We start from the raw sequence: 14,853 nt of genomic DNA, 5'->3' as shown, positions 1-14,853 counted from the left end.
AGATAAGATTCATTCTTGGTTTCAACGATCAGTACATAGTTACCATAACTGGGGTTTATTGTTTGCGAATAATAAGCCCTTTTTTATTGTGTCAACTATGAGAACCCACAAAATGTGTATGACTTTTTCCTGACGTTATCTTTATATAACTGGCAGAATTGCGATCAACATTTTATGTTTTGTCTGATTTTTGTCAGGTTTGCATTAAATTATTCTCCAGTGAGCGTTGAGATCAGGTTTTACGCGATCAACTCAGTTTGGCATAACTCGTTACTTAATTTTTGTCGAAAAAGATAAGATTAACTGCCATGATTCATTGGTTATCATTATGTTTATTTAAGGTCATATTTTGTGTTGAGACAGCTGTTATTACTCATCCTTTGTTTTATTTTGTTACCTGTTTCACCGATCTCTACGGCTAAAGCCACTGCGAGCGAAGTTAAAGGAGCGCTCTGTATTGTTCGCGCTGATGACAAGTTAGTGCTAGTTCATGAAGTATTAACGGATAAGATTTCTCTACCTGGCGGAACCATTATTGATGGTGAGTCTCCACAAGTTGCTGCTCAACGAGAAACGTGGGAAGAAACCGGTATAGTGGTTACGGTTGGAGAGGAGCTTGGCAGAACGGACACTGCGATTTTTTACGACTGTATATCAGACTCTGACATTATCGCTTTTTCTATGAATAACTCTTTAGGTGGAAATGAACTGCCTATTTGGTTTGCCCCTCATTATGGAGTAGAAGTTGCGTCAGCTATGCTGCTTAGCCCATCTGAATTACCATCATCTTTGTATCGTTATCCTGAGCAATGGCCACAAGTCACTCAGTTTTTTGATCAAGCTACAAAGCAATCTGTATCTTATGTGACTCAGCTGATTGAATCCGCGCCTTCATTTCGTCAGGTTGAATTGGCGTGGCTGATAGATATACAGAGTTGGGTAGGGGCGTTGTCAGAAACGAGTTACGAGGTAGCTAGTCAGATCTCGAAACTCGTTATAGATCTGACAGAACCAACGGTACTACTCTTTCTATTTCCTTTTGCCATGATGCGCTTTGGTAGCCGGTTTGTGTACCGACTTTTTTTCGCAATTAGTGCAACGTCGCTTATGGTGCTTGTCGCTCAACAAGGCTTTTCGCTACCGCGCCCACATGTCTATATACCAATGATGGAGTTAACGCACAGCTTTGGCTTTAGTTTTCCTAGCTTGCCTATCGCTGTGTGGTTTTGTGTGCTGACGTTCTTGTTTCATAGAACCCAGTATTTTGGTTTGAATGGAACAACGGCAGTCTTCGTGTTCATCACTCTTACAGTGGTGTCAGGTAAGTTTTTCCTCGGCAGTGCCTTTATTTTAGATATGTTATTTGGCGCGCTGTTAGGTAGCTTGGTGGCTTGGCATGTTCTTCGACTGGAGACAAATCAAGATGTGAACGTTGATCAAGTTCTAAGCTCAAAAGGCGTCTGGTTCATTATGACTGCGACAACAGCGGTCATCTCCGTCATCTGGCCATTACCTGTGTTTGGTCGCTGGTTAGCAATTTTAATCACTGCATCAGCGTTGGCCATGACATTTAAAGAGTCGAAAGCACATTTAGATACTCGGCAGATGATCTTTGTGACGCTGGCATTGTTGCTTGTTGATCAACTCTATTTGTACTCGGCTAATATCGTATCGTTTAGCGGTTTGTGGTCATTAGTCTTGTCGACGTTACATTATCCATTATTAATGTTGTTATTTATGCTGCTTGCAAGAAAGCTGACTTGTGAAAACCAACCGAGCAAAACGTTGCTAGATTGATGGCTGTATTTGTTATCTATTAGTATTTGAGTAAAAACAAAGCCTTGCATTACAGCAAGGCTTTTACACGTTTAGTCTACGAACAACGCCGCTTGCCTATCTTGGACGGCTAGGGGTGTTAAACGTAAGAAGCTTAACGCAACAGACATGGCGGAAAGGGCTATGCATTGAGCACGAACTTTTCTATAGCTTTAGCGACACCGTGCTCATCATTACTTGCCGTAATGTAGTCAGCGATTTGCTTGGTTTCTTCCATTGCATTTGCCATCGCGATACCAAGGCCAGCGTATTTCAGCATGTGGTGGTCATTTTCTGCGTCACCCATACAGATAACTTCTTCCGGTTTAATTCCCAGATACTCGGCAATTGCGGCAACACCAATACCTTTGTTGCTCGCAGGGTTAAGAAACTCAAGGAAAAACGGAGCGCTTTGAACAACCGTAAACGCTTCGCGCATTTCAGCTGGCAGTGCTGCTATAACTTCTGTTAGTTTGCTTGGCTCAGCAACCATCATAGCTTTGATGATTGGATGATCGTCTTCTAGTGATTCGAAGTTCATCTCGGTGACATTTAAGCCATTTATCTTTGCTTCAATATCGGTGTAAGGGTTGTGTTCGTTGGTGATTAAACCATGAACTTGACTAAAAGCATGGACGTACGCACCTAGCTCTTCGGCTTTTCGCGCCACCAATTTTGCAGCTTTACCATCTATGATTTGCTGGTGGATGATGTCGTTTGTGCCTACGTTCTTGACCATCGAACCGTTGTAGTAAAGAACAAAATCTCGATCGGAATGGATATTCAGTTCGTCGAGCTTGTCTTGCATTCCTTCTAATGGGCGACCAGAAGCGAGAACGACAGTAACGCCTGCTTCTCGAGCTTTTGCGATCGCTTGTTTGTTTTCTTCAGAAATGGCTTTATCACTATTGAGTAGCGTGCCATCCATATCTAGTGCGATCAGTTTATACATCATTTCTTACCTTAAAGTTTTTTGGGATCTGTCAGTGAAAAAGGCTTGGTTTAACGTTAACCAGAAACCTATATTCATTACGCTATGAAACTACAAAATGGTCTATTTTAACAATTAATTTTTGGTTTAAATTGACCTAGACACGCGTGTCCATTATGGTCTTCGCCTCGAAATGTTATGAGTTGAGTGAGTTCTGCGTTGTATAAGCTAAATGAGATGTTTGAAACCATCCAAGGGGAAGGGGTTTTTACTGGAGTCCCTGCTGTTTTTGTTCGGCTTCAAGAGTGTCCGGTTGGTTGCTCATGGTGCGATACCAAACAAACGTGGTATGCAGATGAGAATGATCAACGTCAAATAGGCGATATTCTGGTGAAAACGGAAGATTCTCCGACGTGGTGTGTTGCATCTGCCGAGAACATCGTAAAGCAATATCAACAGCAAGGCTTTAATGCTAAGCATATCGTGATTACTGGTGGAGAGCCTTGTATTTATGATCTGCGCCCTTTAACAAAGGCGTTTGAAGATATGGGGTGCCAATGCCAAATTGAAACCAGTGGCACATCAGAAGTGATTACTTCAGAAAATACGTGGGTGACAGTGTCACCAAAAGTAGCAATGAAAGGTAAATTACCAGTGCTTAATAGCGCGTTAGAGCGGGCAAATGAGATTAAGCATCCAGTCGGCACCCAGAAAGACATCGACCACCTTGATGATCTTTTAGCAAATGCGAACGTAGCGGCTGAGACTATCATTGCACTACAACCAATTAGCCAGAAGCCTCGTGCTACGCAATTGTGTATTGATACGTGCATTGCCCGCAATTGGCGTTTGTCTGTTCAAACTCATAAATATTTGAGTATTGCTTAGACGAGAGACTCGTCATCATTCGAGGTAGCTTTTCTATCTAATTCCGGTTTCGCGAGTAATGCCGTTGGTAGCTTTGCTATCGAAACATTGTCGATATATCTAAACAATTTATAGCGTTGTAAAAGCTAAGCAGTGTTGGCTGCTGTGGTGTGGTGCTATCTTTGGTTCGACAATCGTTTCGCATTTAATTGATGCCACCAATCTGGCGGCATCAAAATGAAGCTCTGTTGGCTGGAGTTTCACGCTGAGATAAAACGTTTAGAAGCTAACGCAAAAGGTTTTATCCCAGCGCTATTACCGCTAACAAAGACTATTTGCTCGCTAAGTATTCTTCTAAGCCGCTTTGTCGCAGTAGGCACGCTGGGCATTCACCACAGCCTTTACCAACGATTCCGTTGTAACATGTTAAAGTATTGTTTTGGACAAACTCCAACATATTGTGCTTATCAGCTAGAGCCCAGGTCTCGGCTTTAGTAAGCCACATTAAAGGAGTCTTAATGTTGAAGGCTTTATCCATACCTAAATTGCAAGAGAGATTTAGAGAGCGAATAAAGTTGTCTCGGCAGTCAGGGTAACCACTAAAGTCTGTTTCGCAGACTCCCGTAATGATGTCTTGAATGCCAAGCTGGTAAGCATGGATACATGCGTAAGTAAGAAAGAGAATGTTTCTCCCTGGAACGAATGTATTGGGTACGTTAGCGTCGCTTAAGTCATTAGATACCGGAATGTTGTCTCTTGTCAGCGAGCTTATCGCTAACTCATTAATTGATTTTACATCCAGGACTTTGTGGCTTTTGATGTTAAGTTGCTTACCTAATTCGATAGCGATATCTATTTCATCTGAATGACGCTGGCCATAATCAAACGTTATAGCATGAACTTCATCATATGTATTTAATGCATCGATTAAGCAGGTCGTAGAGTCCTGCCCACCGGAAAAAACCACAAGTGCTTTTGTTGTAGCCATGTTGAACCCTTAGTTATGCTCTTTGATTCTTTGGTATTGATACGTATTCTTAGGCGTTTAATCCCAATTACGTACTCGACTTCGTGGCGATTGCGTCCGCAATCAGCTGGGCTGTGCTCTCAAGCACTCTTTGCTTGTCATCATTTGACAGCTTGTGGAGATTCACAGCAAGTTCAGCGGTGATTTTATCTTCACAAAAAAAATAGTTTAGAGGCACGTTTAGCTCATCTGCGATAAGTTTGAGCGTTTTTACGTCGGGAGTATGGCGCTCCCTTTCGTATTGATTCATCCTTGCACTTGCAGAACTATCATCCATGCCGATACGGATGCCCAGTGCTTTTTGGGACAGATTCGCTTGTTTACGCGCATGCTTAAGGCGGGCTGGGAGTGGGTTATTAAACAACACTTAAAGTTCATACGAAGGACTTGGATGACTAAGATTATCTTAGTTTTTCTGATTTGTGTATACTAAGTAATACTTAGTTATTACCGAGGTCGCCAAGGCCGTGTATGTATAGCTAAACAAGATTTCGTATCTTTAGGTTGATTAAGTGACGTTGAATCTACTTCTTCAAAAACTGCCGTATGAAGGAGTGGGAGGAGCGAGTAAGGGCACGAGAAACCGCAGCGATTTGTAGAGCAGAATTTGCTCTTCACATAAACGTAGTCGTCTAAGTTGAAGAGCAATATTGTTCTTGATGATCAACTATATACTTAAGTAAATAACTGTGTCGCACAATAGATCAGAGCTGCTGCTAAGCTCATATTGATGACTTTGCCATATCTTTGGAATTGCGATTGAAGTAGCTTTCCTGCAACGGCCCAGACTACGTTGCTAAGAAGTGCGATCAAAGCAAGAATGAGGCTAGTCGCTAAGATCCAGTAGATATTCTGAGTGTGGGGCAGTACGAACGTAGAGATAGAGGTAATTCCATAAAGAATGATTTTCACATTAACGAACTGCAAACCGAAACCTGTTAAGAAACTGATACCTTTAGAATTATCCGGTGAAGTTTTGATCTCACTCGTAGCAAGCCCCCAAGCCAACCAAACAATATAAGCTGCTCCAATCCATGTTAGCCAAGGTGTAATCACGGGCAAGAGGCTGATCATGTTATACGTGAAAGCTCCACAAAGTAGCATCAAAACAACATAGCCACAAAACATCCCCGAAATCACTTTTGTTGAGCGTTTTAGTCCATATTGCGTCGCGATGCTGAGCGATAAAATGTTGTTTGGCCCTGGTGTAATTGAAGTAATGATTACGTAAGTAAAAAATGCGGTGTAGATGGCGGTCATCTCTATCTCTCCTGTTTTTACTGCACTATACTTCGCTACAATTGATTAAAAAATCGAATAAATTAAAACTTAGACTTTTAATTTATTGAACTGTTGGTTGTGGAGTCTAGTCATGAATCTAAAACGCTTTCTTACTTTTAAAGCTATTGTTGAAGAAGGATCGTTTCTAAAAGCGTCACAGAAGCTTTATTGCACGCAATCAACCGTCACCTTTCAAATCAAGCAGTTGGAACAAGATCTGTCTTTGCAGCTGTTCGAAAAAATAGGGCGTAAGATGGTTTTGACTCAAGCAGGAGAAAAGATACTGCCTTACGTCTATGAACTGGCGCGAGTGATGGAAAATATTGAGGGAACAGCACAGCAAGAAAACTCGGAGCCGACCGGTGAATTGAAAGTGCTGGTTGCTGAGACTCAACTTGCTTATAAGATGGCTAATGTTTTAAAAGAGTTCAGGATCAGAGCGCCCAATGTTCGACTCTCTCTGCAATCACAAAATTGCTATCAGATTCGAGATGAGTTGATAGCGGATAAAGCTGATTTAGGTGTGTTTTATCGAGTTGGTAATGACGATACGCTCAAGGTCCACGAGTTTGAGCACGAGCCACTGGTATTGGTTGCTTCACCGCTTTTAAAAGGGCTAGATTTAAAGAAGAGAGAGCAACATATTGATTTAGGGTTTATAAGCAATGGCCCTAAGTGCCTTTTTCGACAGATGTTTGAGAGCATTATTCAGGAGCGTGATATTAGCATCGACAACATGATCGAACTTAGCAGTATTAATACGATCAAAAACTGCGTTGAGAGTAATATTGGTATCTCTTATTTACCTCGTTTTACGGTTGAAAAAGAGTTGCAAGAGGGCAGTTTACAAGAGCTTGAGTTCACCGAATTTTCACAGATGATCAAGCCACTTTGTGCTTATCATGCTGGGAAGTGTGTGACGCCGGCGATGGAAGTCTTTATTGATTGTATGCGTAACGAGTATGAACGGTTTTCTACTCAGAGCCGGTGATCTTTAATATGTTCTATCTGACATAGTTTCGTTTTTACTCCTTTTTACTTTTTAAGTGGCTACTTCTAATTTATTGATTTTTATTGCTTTGTTGTGAATCCGACTGTTGTGGGATGATAAATGGGATCTGATGTGAAGAGCTATTTATTGACGGAAAGAGATAAGATATAAAAACGACGGCGTGTGATAACTAGATTAGATAAGGTTACATAATTAACAGTGTAATAAATGCCATTCTTTATGGATTATTTTCAACGAGACTTAATTGTTACGGTTCGTTATTATTAACTCGTTAACGCATCCATTGCTAGGAAGTTAACTTACGCATATTGTTTTTTTCATCATTTGCAGCAAATATAATTTGCTGCTTTTTTTTAGCCAAAAAAGTTCAAAGCTTGAACTACAAGCTCTGAACTCTTATTTATACTTAGTGATTTTCTACTTTAATAAGTAAAACACCGTTTAAAAGTATCGCGTAACCTAGTAACTCTAAGCTTTCTTCAACCAAGTTTTTCACGTCTCTATTGTATGAGTTCCCCATGAACTCGACCCAAAAATCACCATACCCTGCAAATCGTGAGAATAAGAAAACAATAAAAAATCCAATCGTTAATGTCGTGAAGCTAGAATGAGAAATGAAAAGTTTTACCTCATTTTTTATGTTAACTATATTATTAAAACAAAAATAACAGACCGAGACTATTATAATCCAAGCAGGATACTTCCATGAACCGTGAGGGAAATACTGCTCTATGTGGTAGTCTATTTCTCTAACGAATATAACCATAAAAAATGAAGACATTATTACTAATATGTGTTTGAGTTCAAGATATTCCTTAGATTTATACAAACACATTAACGATGAAAAAAGCACAAATGCTATTTGAGTCATTTCTATAAGAGAGTTCTCCGATGTGCTTTTGTCCATTTTTACGCTAAAGTAAATCGTTGCTAACGTATAAATAACCAAAAAAATAAGATAAGATATTTTATATACTAACAAACTAGTGACCGAGGTGTGTTTTTCTTCAATATACATCGTAACTTGTATAGGTGATGGATTTGTTAGTATTATAAATCAAGAATTTTTTATATTTAGTGAATTAAGCGCCATTTAGAATGGAACTTAATTCACCTAACATTAAACTTCGATGAATATTAAACGTTACTGGTTTAATTTATTGATTTTATTTTATTTTTTATTTTCTGCTAATTTTGGTTAAATAGAATCACCTAGCTTTTATTGAAATGCTTTTCCCATACTGGTGGTATGCCAATTTCTTCTTGAACGATATCAATGAATGCCCTAACCAATGGTGATTGCTGACGGTGTGAGTACATGGCATAAATATCACCAAAATCTTGAGTTTCATATTCTGGTAAAAGTTGAACTAAATTAGAAGACTCTAGGTTGTTAGGAAGCATAAATTGACCTATGAGTGCTGCGCCCAGACCTGACTTTACGCTTTCAATTATTAGCTCAGCTTCATTGACCATGTATGATCCTGATATTGGGTATGTATCTAAACCATCTGATTTTTCTTTGTCGTAGAATTTAAGTTTGTCGACAATAAAATTACCATTTGAATAAATAATAAAAGGTAGCTTAACTAACTCATCAGGCGTTTCTGGGTTACCATGTTTTTCAATTAAATTTCGAGAAGCAATGATTGCAGTCGTATTTTTTGCTAATTTTCTTGCTACCATTGATGAATCCCTCATAGGTCCGATTCGAAAAGCAATATCAAAATTACTTCTAATCACGTCTACATGAAGATCATCTAGCATTAGTTCAACACTTGCTTTTGGGTACTTATGTAAAAACTTCTCTATCGAAGGTTGTAGATAGAGTTTTCCAAATAATGTTGAGCTTGAAATTCGTACTTTCCCTGAAGGCTCAGTCTGAAAGTTCTCCGCTATTTGTTGAGTATCATCAAGGAGTTGAGATATTTGGTCTGCTTTTTCAACTATTTGCTTGCCGACTTGTGTTAATGAAAGAGAGCGAGTTGTTCTGTTTAATAGCCTAACGCCTAAGTGCTCTTCTAACTGCTTGATGTGTTTAGATAAAACAGAGCGGTCGATATTCATCCCATCTGCTGCTTTTGCAAAAGATCCAGCTTTAGAGACTTCTAAAAGCAGGTGTAGTTTATTTGCTAAATCCACAATGTTTATCCAAGTTAGATATTAGCGTATTAGTTTCATGTATAACTACTGCTCTGTCTAGAAATTATTAATATACTTAATAACCAAAAGAAAAGGGAGCAATAGCTCCCTTTATTATGAATTTAAATGAGTATTTATATTATGGTTATAGTGTTTGACGTTTTTTGTTTCGACTCACTAACATGTAAAAAACAGGTGTGAGTAGTAATCCAAATACCGTTACGCCTACCATACCCGAGAATACGGCAATACCCATTGCTTGTCGCATTTCCGCTCCGGCCCCTGTACCAATCATTAATGGAATAACACCAGCGGTAAATGCAATTGATGTCATTAGAATCGGTCGAAGACGTAAACGACATGCTTCCAAAATCGCTGATAAGGTATCTTGGCCATTGTCTTTAAGTTCTTTAGCGAACTCCACCATCAAGATGGCATTTTTACACGCTAGAGCCACAAGGACAATCAAAGCAATTTGTGTGAATATATTGTTGTCACCACCAATGAACCAAACACCTGCTAGTGCAGAAAAAATGGTCATGGGAACGATCAAAATGATAGCGAATGGCAGTTTTAAACTCTCGTACTGCGAAGCTAGCACCATGAAAACTAACAAAACAACAAGTGGGAATATATACACCATCGTGTTACCAGCCAAAATCTGCTGGTAGGTTACATCAGTCCATTCATAAACCATTCCCTCTGCTAGGTTTTGAGCCAGTACTTCCTCAATAGCCGTTTGGGCTTGGTCAGAACTGTAACCAAAAGCAGGACTGCCGTTTAGTTCTGCACTAGGGTAGCCGTTATAGTGCATCACGCGGTCAGGCCCAATCGTAGGTATGATCTCCAGTACAGCGCCGAGAGGAACCATTTGTCCGGCAGCATTTCTTACTTTGTAGTTAAGTATTTGGTCAGGTTCGAGACGATAGTTCATGTCTGCCTGGGCATTCACTTTGTATGTTCTACCAAACATATTGAAGTCATTGACATACAACGATCCTAAATAAACTTGAAGCGCATCAAAAACCTGCTCTAGAGGAACACCTTGCAGCATCGCTTGTTCACGATCTATTTGGATGTCCATCTGCGGCACTTGTATACGAAATGTGGAATATAATCCCATCAGCTCGGGTCTTGTTGATGCCTCACTTATTACCAAGTTCAATTGCTTGAAGAGCTCATCAAACCCCTTGTTCGCACGGTCTTCGATTTGAAGCTTAAAGCCGCCAGTAGATCCAAGTCCTTGGATTGGTGGTGGTGGAAAAATCGCAACGAAGGCTTCATCAATAATTGAAAAGCTCTTATTTAAAGATGCAACAATCGCATTTGCGCCGAGAGTTGGATCATTTCGTTTATCGAAGTCCTCAAGCGTAACAAAAACGATGCCACTATTCGGACTGTTAGTAAAACCATTGACCGATAAGCCTGGGAAAGAAATGGTTTGTGCTACGCCAGGTGTTGCCAGCGCGAGGTTTTCCATTTCTTTAATAACGGACTCTGTTCTATCTAAACTTGCTGCATCTGGAAGTTGGGCGATCGCAACTAAATACTGCTTATCTTGTTGAGGAATGAATCCTCCAGGAACCGCTTTGAATAGAGAAACCGTTCCCCCGAGTAACGCAATGTATACCACCACAACAACAAGGCTAAAGCGAATCAGCTTCTTGACCAGAGCTTGATATTGGTTCGAGCTGTACTCAAAAATTCTATTGAATGGCGCAAAAACATACTTACCAAAAACCGCATCCAATAGCTTGGTTAGCCGATCGGGTTTTGCGTTCTTATCTTGTAATAGCAGTGCTGATAAAGCAGGCGATAACGTCAACGAGTTAATTGCTGAAATAATCGTCGAGATCGTAATTGTTAGTGCGAACTGCTTATAAAACTGACCGGATAACCCTGTAATAAAGGTCGTCGGGATGAACACCGCACATAACACTAAAGCAATTGCAATAATTGGCCCGGTAACTTCGGTCATTGCTTGTTTCGTTGCTTCTAGTGGTGCAAGGCCATTATGGATGTTCCGTTCCACGTTTTCGACGACGACAATGGCGTCATCGACGACGATGCCTATGGCGAGAACAAGTCCAAACAACGAAAGCGTGTTAATCGATACTCCGAGCATTTGCATTACGGCGAACGTACCGATTAATGAAACAGGCACCGCAATGATAGGGATGATAGACGCGCGCCATGTTTGCAAAAACAAAATGACTACAACAACAACTAGTACAATTGCCTCTAGCAGAGTATGAACCACTGCGTCTATCGATCCACGAACAAAGACGGTCGGGTCGTAGGCTATTTCATATGAAACTCCAGCTGGAAAGGCTGCTTGTAAACGGTCCATGGTTGAGCGAACCTGATTCGATAGCTCAATAGCATTAGCACCAGGGCGCTGGAATACGGGCATCGCCACCGCTGGTTTACCATTTAACAAGGCGCGCAGTGCATAAGAGTTTTGACCTAGCTCTACGCGTGCAACGTCTTTAAGACGTGTCAAAGCCCCTGTTTCGTCAACTTTTACTACAATGTCGTTGAATTCATCAATATTCTCCAAGCGGCCTTTTACGTTCAACAAAACTTGGAATTGGTTTTCATTAGCGGCTGGTTGCGCACCTAATGAGCCTGCTGCCACCTGTTGGTTTTGAGATCGGACGGCGGAGACAACGTCCATTACGGTTAGATTTCTAGAAGCGAGCTCATCTGGATTTAACCACAAGCGCATTGAGTACTCGTCACCACCGAAAAGGCGCACATCACCAACGCCTCCGAGCCGAGCTATCTCATCTTTCAAGTTTAAATTAGCGTAGTTAGCTAAATAACTGACTTCACGGCTAGAATCTGGAGAATATATATGCACAACCATAGTGAGATCAGGAGAGGCTTTTTCGGCAACAACTCCTAACCGTTGGACGGCTTCTGGTAATCGGGGCAAAGCTGTAGTGACGCGGTTTTGAATTTGAACCTGAGCTTTGTCCAAGTCCGTACCTAAAGCAAAGGTTACGGTCAATGTCATTCTGCCGTCACTGGTTGCCTGCGAAAACATATATAACATGTTTTCTGTACCATTAATTTCTTGCTCCAGAGGCGTAGCAACTGTTTCTGCGATTACTTTTGGGTTCGCACCAGGATAGTTTGCTGTAACTACCACTGTAGGAGGGACAACCTCTGGATATTCACTCACAGGCAACTGTAAAAGTGAAATTGCGCCTACTATTAATATCAATAGCGATAACATAGAGGCAAATATGGGTCTTTGAATAAAAAAGTGTGCAAATTTCATTCGGTTGTCTTCTTAGTCTTGAGCTAAACGTTTGTTTGGCAACGATGTTGAGTTTGAAGCCATAATCAATGAAGTGTTGCTAATATCTAGCGTGACATTTTTTGGTGTGACTTTGCTATTTGGGCCAACTTTTGCTGGGCCATTTACCGCAATAATTGAGTCGGCGTTCAAGCCATTCTCGATGGCACGAAATGTTCCGTAACGTTCGCCTAAGGTTACGATGCTGTATTGCAACGTATTCTCTTCATTGAGTGTTAATACAAAGCGGTTTTCTAGATCTGTGCCAATAGAACGCTCTGGAACGAGAACTCGTTCAACTGGTTTGGTTGTTGATATCTGAACTCGGCCAAACGATCCCACTTTTAAGTTTGATTTTGTTGCATCGAATACCGCTCGAACCTGCAAAGTACCGGTGTTTTCGTTGATGGAGTTGTCGACAAAGTCAACGCGTCCAAAAAACTCCTGCCCATTTTGTCCAGATAGTTCAAGACGAGTAGGTAAGTTAGAGTCGGCATTGATTGTCGAGAAGTAACGGTTCCAAGTTCGCTCATCGACATCAAAGTATGCATATACCTGATCGTTAGAGACAATGTTTGATATAACGCTTTGATTTGCGTTTACATTGTTTCCTTTAGTAATGAATGCTCTTGAAATAGTGCCGCTAATAGGGGCATATATCTTCGTAAACTCAAGATCTAACTTTGCGGATTCTAACTGAGCACGCAAGGCCATTAGTTCTGCAGAGCGTTGTTTTACTGCGGTATCTCGGGCCTCTGCTTGTTCCGCTGAGATGGCCTTTCGCTTAACCAGTTGAGCGGCTCTCTTTTGTTCGTTTGCTGCTTGCTCTAGCGCAGCTCGAGCACTCTTAACTTGCGCTTCAAGTCGTGAGACCTGAGCTTTGAAGGTTCGATCATCAAGAGTGACGAGTAAGTCGCCTTTGTTGACACTCTGTCCGTCTTTGAACTCTACCGTTTCAATAACTCCGGAAACGCGTGGCATTAAAGAAACTTTCTCTGGGGCTTGGAGCCTTGTTGTAAAGGTGAACCACGATTGAACGGGCTCATAGATGACTTTGGAGACGTCTATCGTAGGTAAGGGAGTATTAGGTTGTTTGGTTATCTCTTCGTCTGCACAAGCAGCTAAAACGGATAAAAGGCCAATGCCGAAAACTTTCTTTAACATTTGTCGCGCCCTAAATGATTCTGTTCATACTAAAAGGAACGGCATTGTATTCATTGTACCTATGGGTAAATAGGCCCTCAGCGAACATAGAGTAGTGATAAAAATGCACGATTAAATATTGGTCAAAATGCTCACTTTTTGGTTTAAAAAAGGTCAGTTTAGGGTTTTAAAGACGTGGAGTATTGTTAAATGTAATAAGCCATAATAGATAGGAATAACTAAACAGAAGCTAAAGATAGCGACGAAAATTAAAGCGTTTTTAATTCGTGCATTATTTGCAATTCACTGATGCAATTTGAACCATAAAAAATTGAAATTAATTTTGTAAAATCCATTTCCCATCACATAAAGAATAAAAACTAAATAAGGAATTGTGCAGTGGATCTCGCAAGCCAACTTGAATTACTACTGGATGTCTCTGAATACGGAACTTTTGCTAAGGCAGCTGACAGAAATCATATAGATCGTTCAGCTTTGTCAAAACAGATCAAAAAGCTAGAGGATGAATTGGGCTTACGGCTGTTAAACCGTTCCACGCGTTCGCTATCCCTGACCAATGCTGGTGTTGAGATGGTGGCGCAAGCTAAGAAAGTAAGAGAGGTTCTAACTGAAACTCGTAGTATTGCTGCTACATTTCAGGATGAACCGAAAGGTAATCTGAAAATATCAAGCTCCACTTTCTTTGGCAGAGCATACTTAAATCAGGCAGTTAAAGAGTTTATAAAACAGTACCCAAACATTACTGTAGAGCTGCTGCTCGATGATAATCGAGTCGATGTTATCCACGAAGGTTTTGACGTTGTGTTTCGTATCGGACCAATCCGAGAGTCCAATATGATAGTACGTAAGTTGGCAAGTAATAATATGGCACTGGTTGCATCGAAGAGTTTTATTGACAAGTATGGAACCCCGAGCTCTCCAGAAGAGCTTATAAAAATGCCAGCAGTAATATACTCTAATGCTAACTTTAAGGCGGATAAGCTACGTATAGCGCCAAGCCAGTCATCAAGCGACGTTAGAACGTATAATATCAACGGGCAGTACTTCGTGAATGAAACTGAGTTAATGCTCGATGCCGTAAAATCTGATCTAGGGTATGCTTTAATAGGGCAGTTCTTTCTTCAGGAGAGTTTGAGTAAACAAGATCTTGTACAGTTGCTTCCTGATTATAATCTTCCCGCAATAGGGGAAATATATGCAATGTATACTCACCGAAATCAACAACCATTAGCCAAACTGTTCATTGATACTGTTCAAAAAATAATAGGGACACCTCCTGTTTGGATGGATTATCTCAACTAATATGAGTA

The 14,853-nt window shown here is 40.7% G+C and carries 11 protein-coding genes; 4 read left to right on the top strand and 7 right to left on the bottom strand.

Annotated features, from left to right (window positions below; all coding sequences use genetic code 11):
* Positions 1 to 351: 351 nt before the first annotated feature.
* Entirely contained in the window at positions 352 to 1,797 is a 1,446-nt protein-coding gene (locus tag R7E00_RS09520) for a bifunctional NUDIX hydrolase/phosphatase PAP2 family protein (RefSeq protein WP_213889422.1), read from the top strand.
* A 160-nt stretch (positions 1,798 to 1,957) separates the two neighbouring features.
* Here R7E00_RS09520 and R7E00_RS09515 read toward each other — a convergent pair whose 3' ends face one another.
* Positions 1,958 to 2,767: a Cof-type HAD-IIB family hydrolase gene (locus R7E00_RS09515; protein ID WP_017821691.1), complete on the bottom strand. Its 810-nt coding sequence runs from the start codon at positions 2,765 to 2,767 to the stop codon at positions 1,958 to 1,960.
* A gap of 216 nt (positions 2,768 to 2,983) precedes the next feature.
* Here R7E00_RS09515 and queE point away from each other — a divergent pair, with 216 nt between their 5' ends.
* On the top strand, positions 2,984 to 3,634 hold the full coding sequence (gene queE / locus R7E00_RS09510) for a 7-carboxy-7-deazaguanine synthase QueE (protein WP_262606330.1): 651 nt from the start codon (positions 2,984 to 2,986) through the stop codon (positions 3,632 to 3,634).
* 310 nt (positions 3,635 to 3,944) lie between these two features.
* Here the strand turns inward: queE and queC are convergent, their stop codons facing one another.
* From queC to eamB, 3 genes are all read right to left on the bottom strand, one after another.
* Positions 3,945 to 4,601: a 7-cyano-7-deazaguanine synthase QueC gene (queC, locus tag R7E00_RS09505; RefSeq protein WP_005377298.1), complete on the bottom strand. Its 657-nt coding sequence runs from the start codon at positions 4,599 to 4,601 to the stop codon at positions 3,945 to 3,947.
* A gap of 67 nt (positions 4,602 to 4,668) precedes the next feature.
* Positions 4,669 to 5,007: a helix-turn-helix domain-containing protein gene (locus R7E00_RS09500; RefSeq protein ID WP_149192497.1), complete on the bottom strand. Its 339-nt coding sequence runs from the start codon at positions 5,005 to 5,007 to the stop codon at positions 4,669 to 4,671.
* Between the two features lie 308 nt (positions 5,008 to 5,315).
* On the bottom strand, positions 5,316 to 5,900 hold the full coding sequence (gene eamB, locus R7E00_RS09495; protein ID WP_047102681.1) for a cysteine/O-acetylserine transporter: 585 nt from the start codon (positions 5,898 to 5,900) through the stop codon (positions 5,316 to 5,318).
* Between the two features lie 112 nt (positions 5,901 to 6,012).
* On the opposite strand from eamB, the gene R7E00_RS09490 reads away from it, so the two are divergent.
* Positions 6,013 to 6,912 carry a LysR family transcriptional regulator gene (locus R7E00_RS09490; RefSeq protein WP_137282042.1) on the top strand — a complete coding sequence of 300 codons (900 nt, stop codon included), beginning with the start codon at positions 6,013 to 6,015 and terminating at the stop codon, positions 6,910 to 6,912.
* A 1,233-nt stretch (positions 6,913 to 8,145) separates the two neighbouring features.
* Here R7E00_RS09490 and R7E00_RS09485 read toward each other — a convergent pair.
* From R7E00_RS09485 to R7E00_RS09475, 3 genes are all read right to left on the bottom strand, one after another.
* Positions 8,146 to 9,075: a LysR family transcriptional regulator gene (locus tag R7E00_RS09485; protein WP_054579510.1), complete on the bottom strand. Its 930-nt coding sequence runs from the start codon at positions 9,073 to 9,075 to the stop codon at positions 8,146 to 8,148.
* A gap of 145 nt (positions 9,076 to 9,220) precedes the next feature.
* The gene (locus R7E00_RS09480; RefSeq protein ID WP_213911255.1) at positions 9,221 to 12,361 is read right to left on the bottom strand and encodes an efflux RND transporter permease subunit; all 3,141 of its coding nucleotides are present in this window, start codon (positions 12,359 to 12,361) and stop codon (positions 9,221 to 9,223) included.
* A gap of 12 nt (positions 12,362 to 12,373) precedes the next feature.
* On the bottom strand, positions 12,374 to 13,543 hold the full coding sequence (locus tag R7E00_RS09475; RefSeq protein ID WP_053304410.1) for an efflux RND transporter periplasmic adaptor subunit: 1,170 nt from the start codon (positions 13,541 to 13,543) through the stop codon (positions 12,374 to 12,376).
* A gap of 378 nt (positions 13,544 to 13,921) precedes the next feature.
* On the opposite strand from R7E00_RS09475, the gene R7E00_RS09470 reads away from it, so the two are divergent.
* Entirely contained in the window at positions 13,922 to 14,845 is a 924-nt protein-coding gene (locus tag R7E00_RS09470; protein ID WP_005377321.1) for a LysR family transcriptional regulator, read from the top strand.
* Positions 14,846 to 14,853: the final 8 nt, after the last annotated feature.

The organism is Vibrio sp. Vb1755, from assembly GCF_033338635.1.
Lineage (GTDB): Bacteria > Pseudomonadota > Gammaproteobacteria > Enterobacterales > Vibrionaceae > Vibrio > Vibrio alginolyticus.
Note: the sequence above shows the minus strand (reverse complement) of the source record. Positions and strands in the feature narration are given on the sequence as shown.

What these genes read in the sequence shown, in the direction of transcription:
- R7E00_RS09515 (WP_017821691.1), bottom strand. Translation starts at nt 2,767, where the DNA reads ATGTATAAACTGATCGCACTAGATATGGATGGCACGCTACTCAATAGT.
- eamB (WP_047102681.1), bottom strand. Translation starts at nt 5,900, where the DNA reads ATGACCGCCATCTACACCGCATTTTTTACTTACGTAATCATTACTTCA.
- R7E00_RS09475 (WP_053304410.1), bottom strand. Translation starts at nt 13,543, where the DNA reads ATGTTAAAGAAAGTTTTCGGCATTGGCCTTTTATCCGTTTTAGCTGCT.
- queC (WP_005377298.1), bottom strand. Translation starts at nt 4,601, where the DNA reads ATGGCTACAACAAAAGCACTTGTGGTTTTTTCCGGTGGGCAGGACTCT.
- R7E00_RS09490 (WP_137282042.1), top strand. Translation starts at nt 6,013, where the DNA reads ATGAATCTAAAACGCTTTCTTACTTTTAAAGCTATTGTTGAAGAAGGA.
- R7E00_RS09480 (WP_213911255.1), bottom strand. Translation starts at nt 12,361, where the DNA reads ATGAAATTTGCACACTTTTTTATTCAAAGACCCATATTTGCCTCTATG.
- queE (WP_262606330.1), top strand. Translation starts at nt 2,984, where the DNA reads ATGTTTGAAACCATCCAAGGGGAAGGGGTTTTTACTGGAGTCCCTGCT.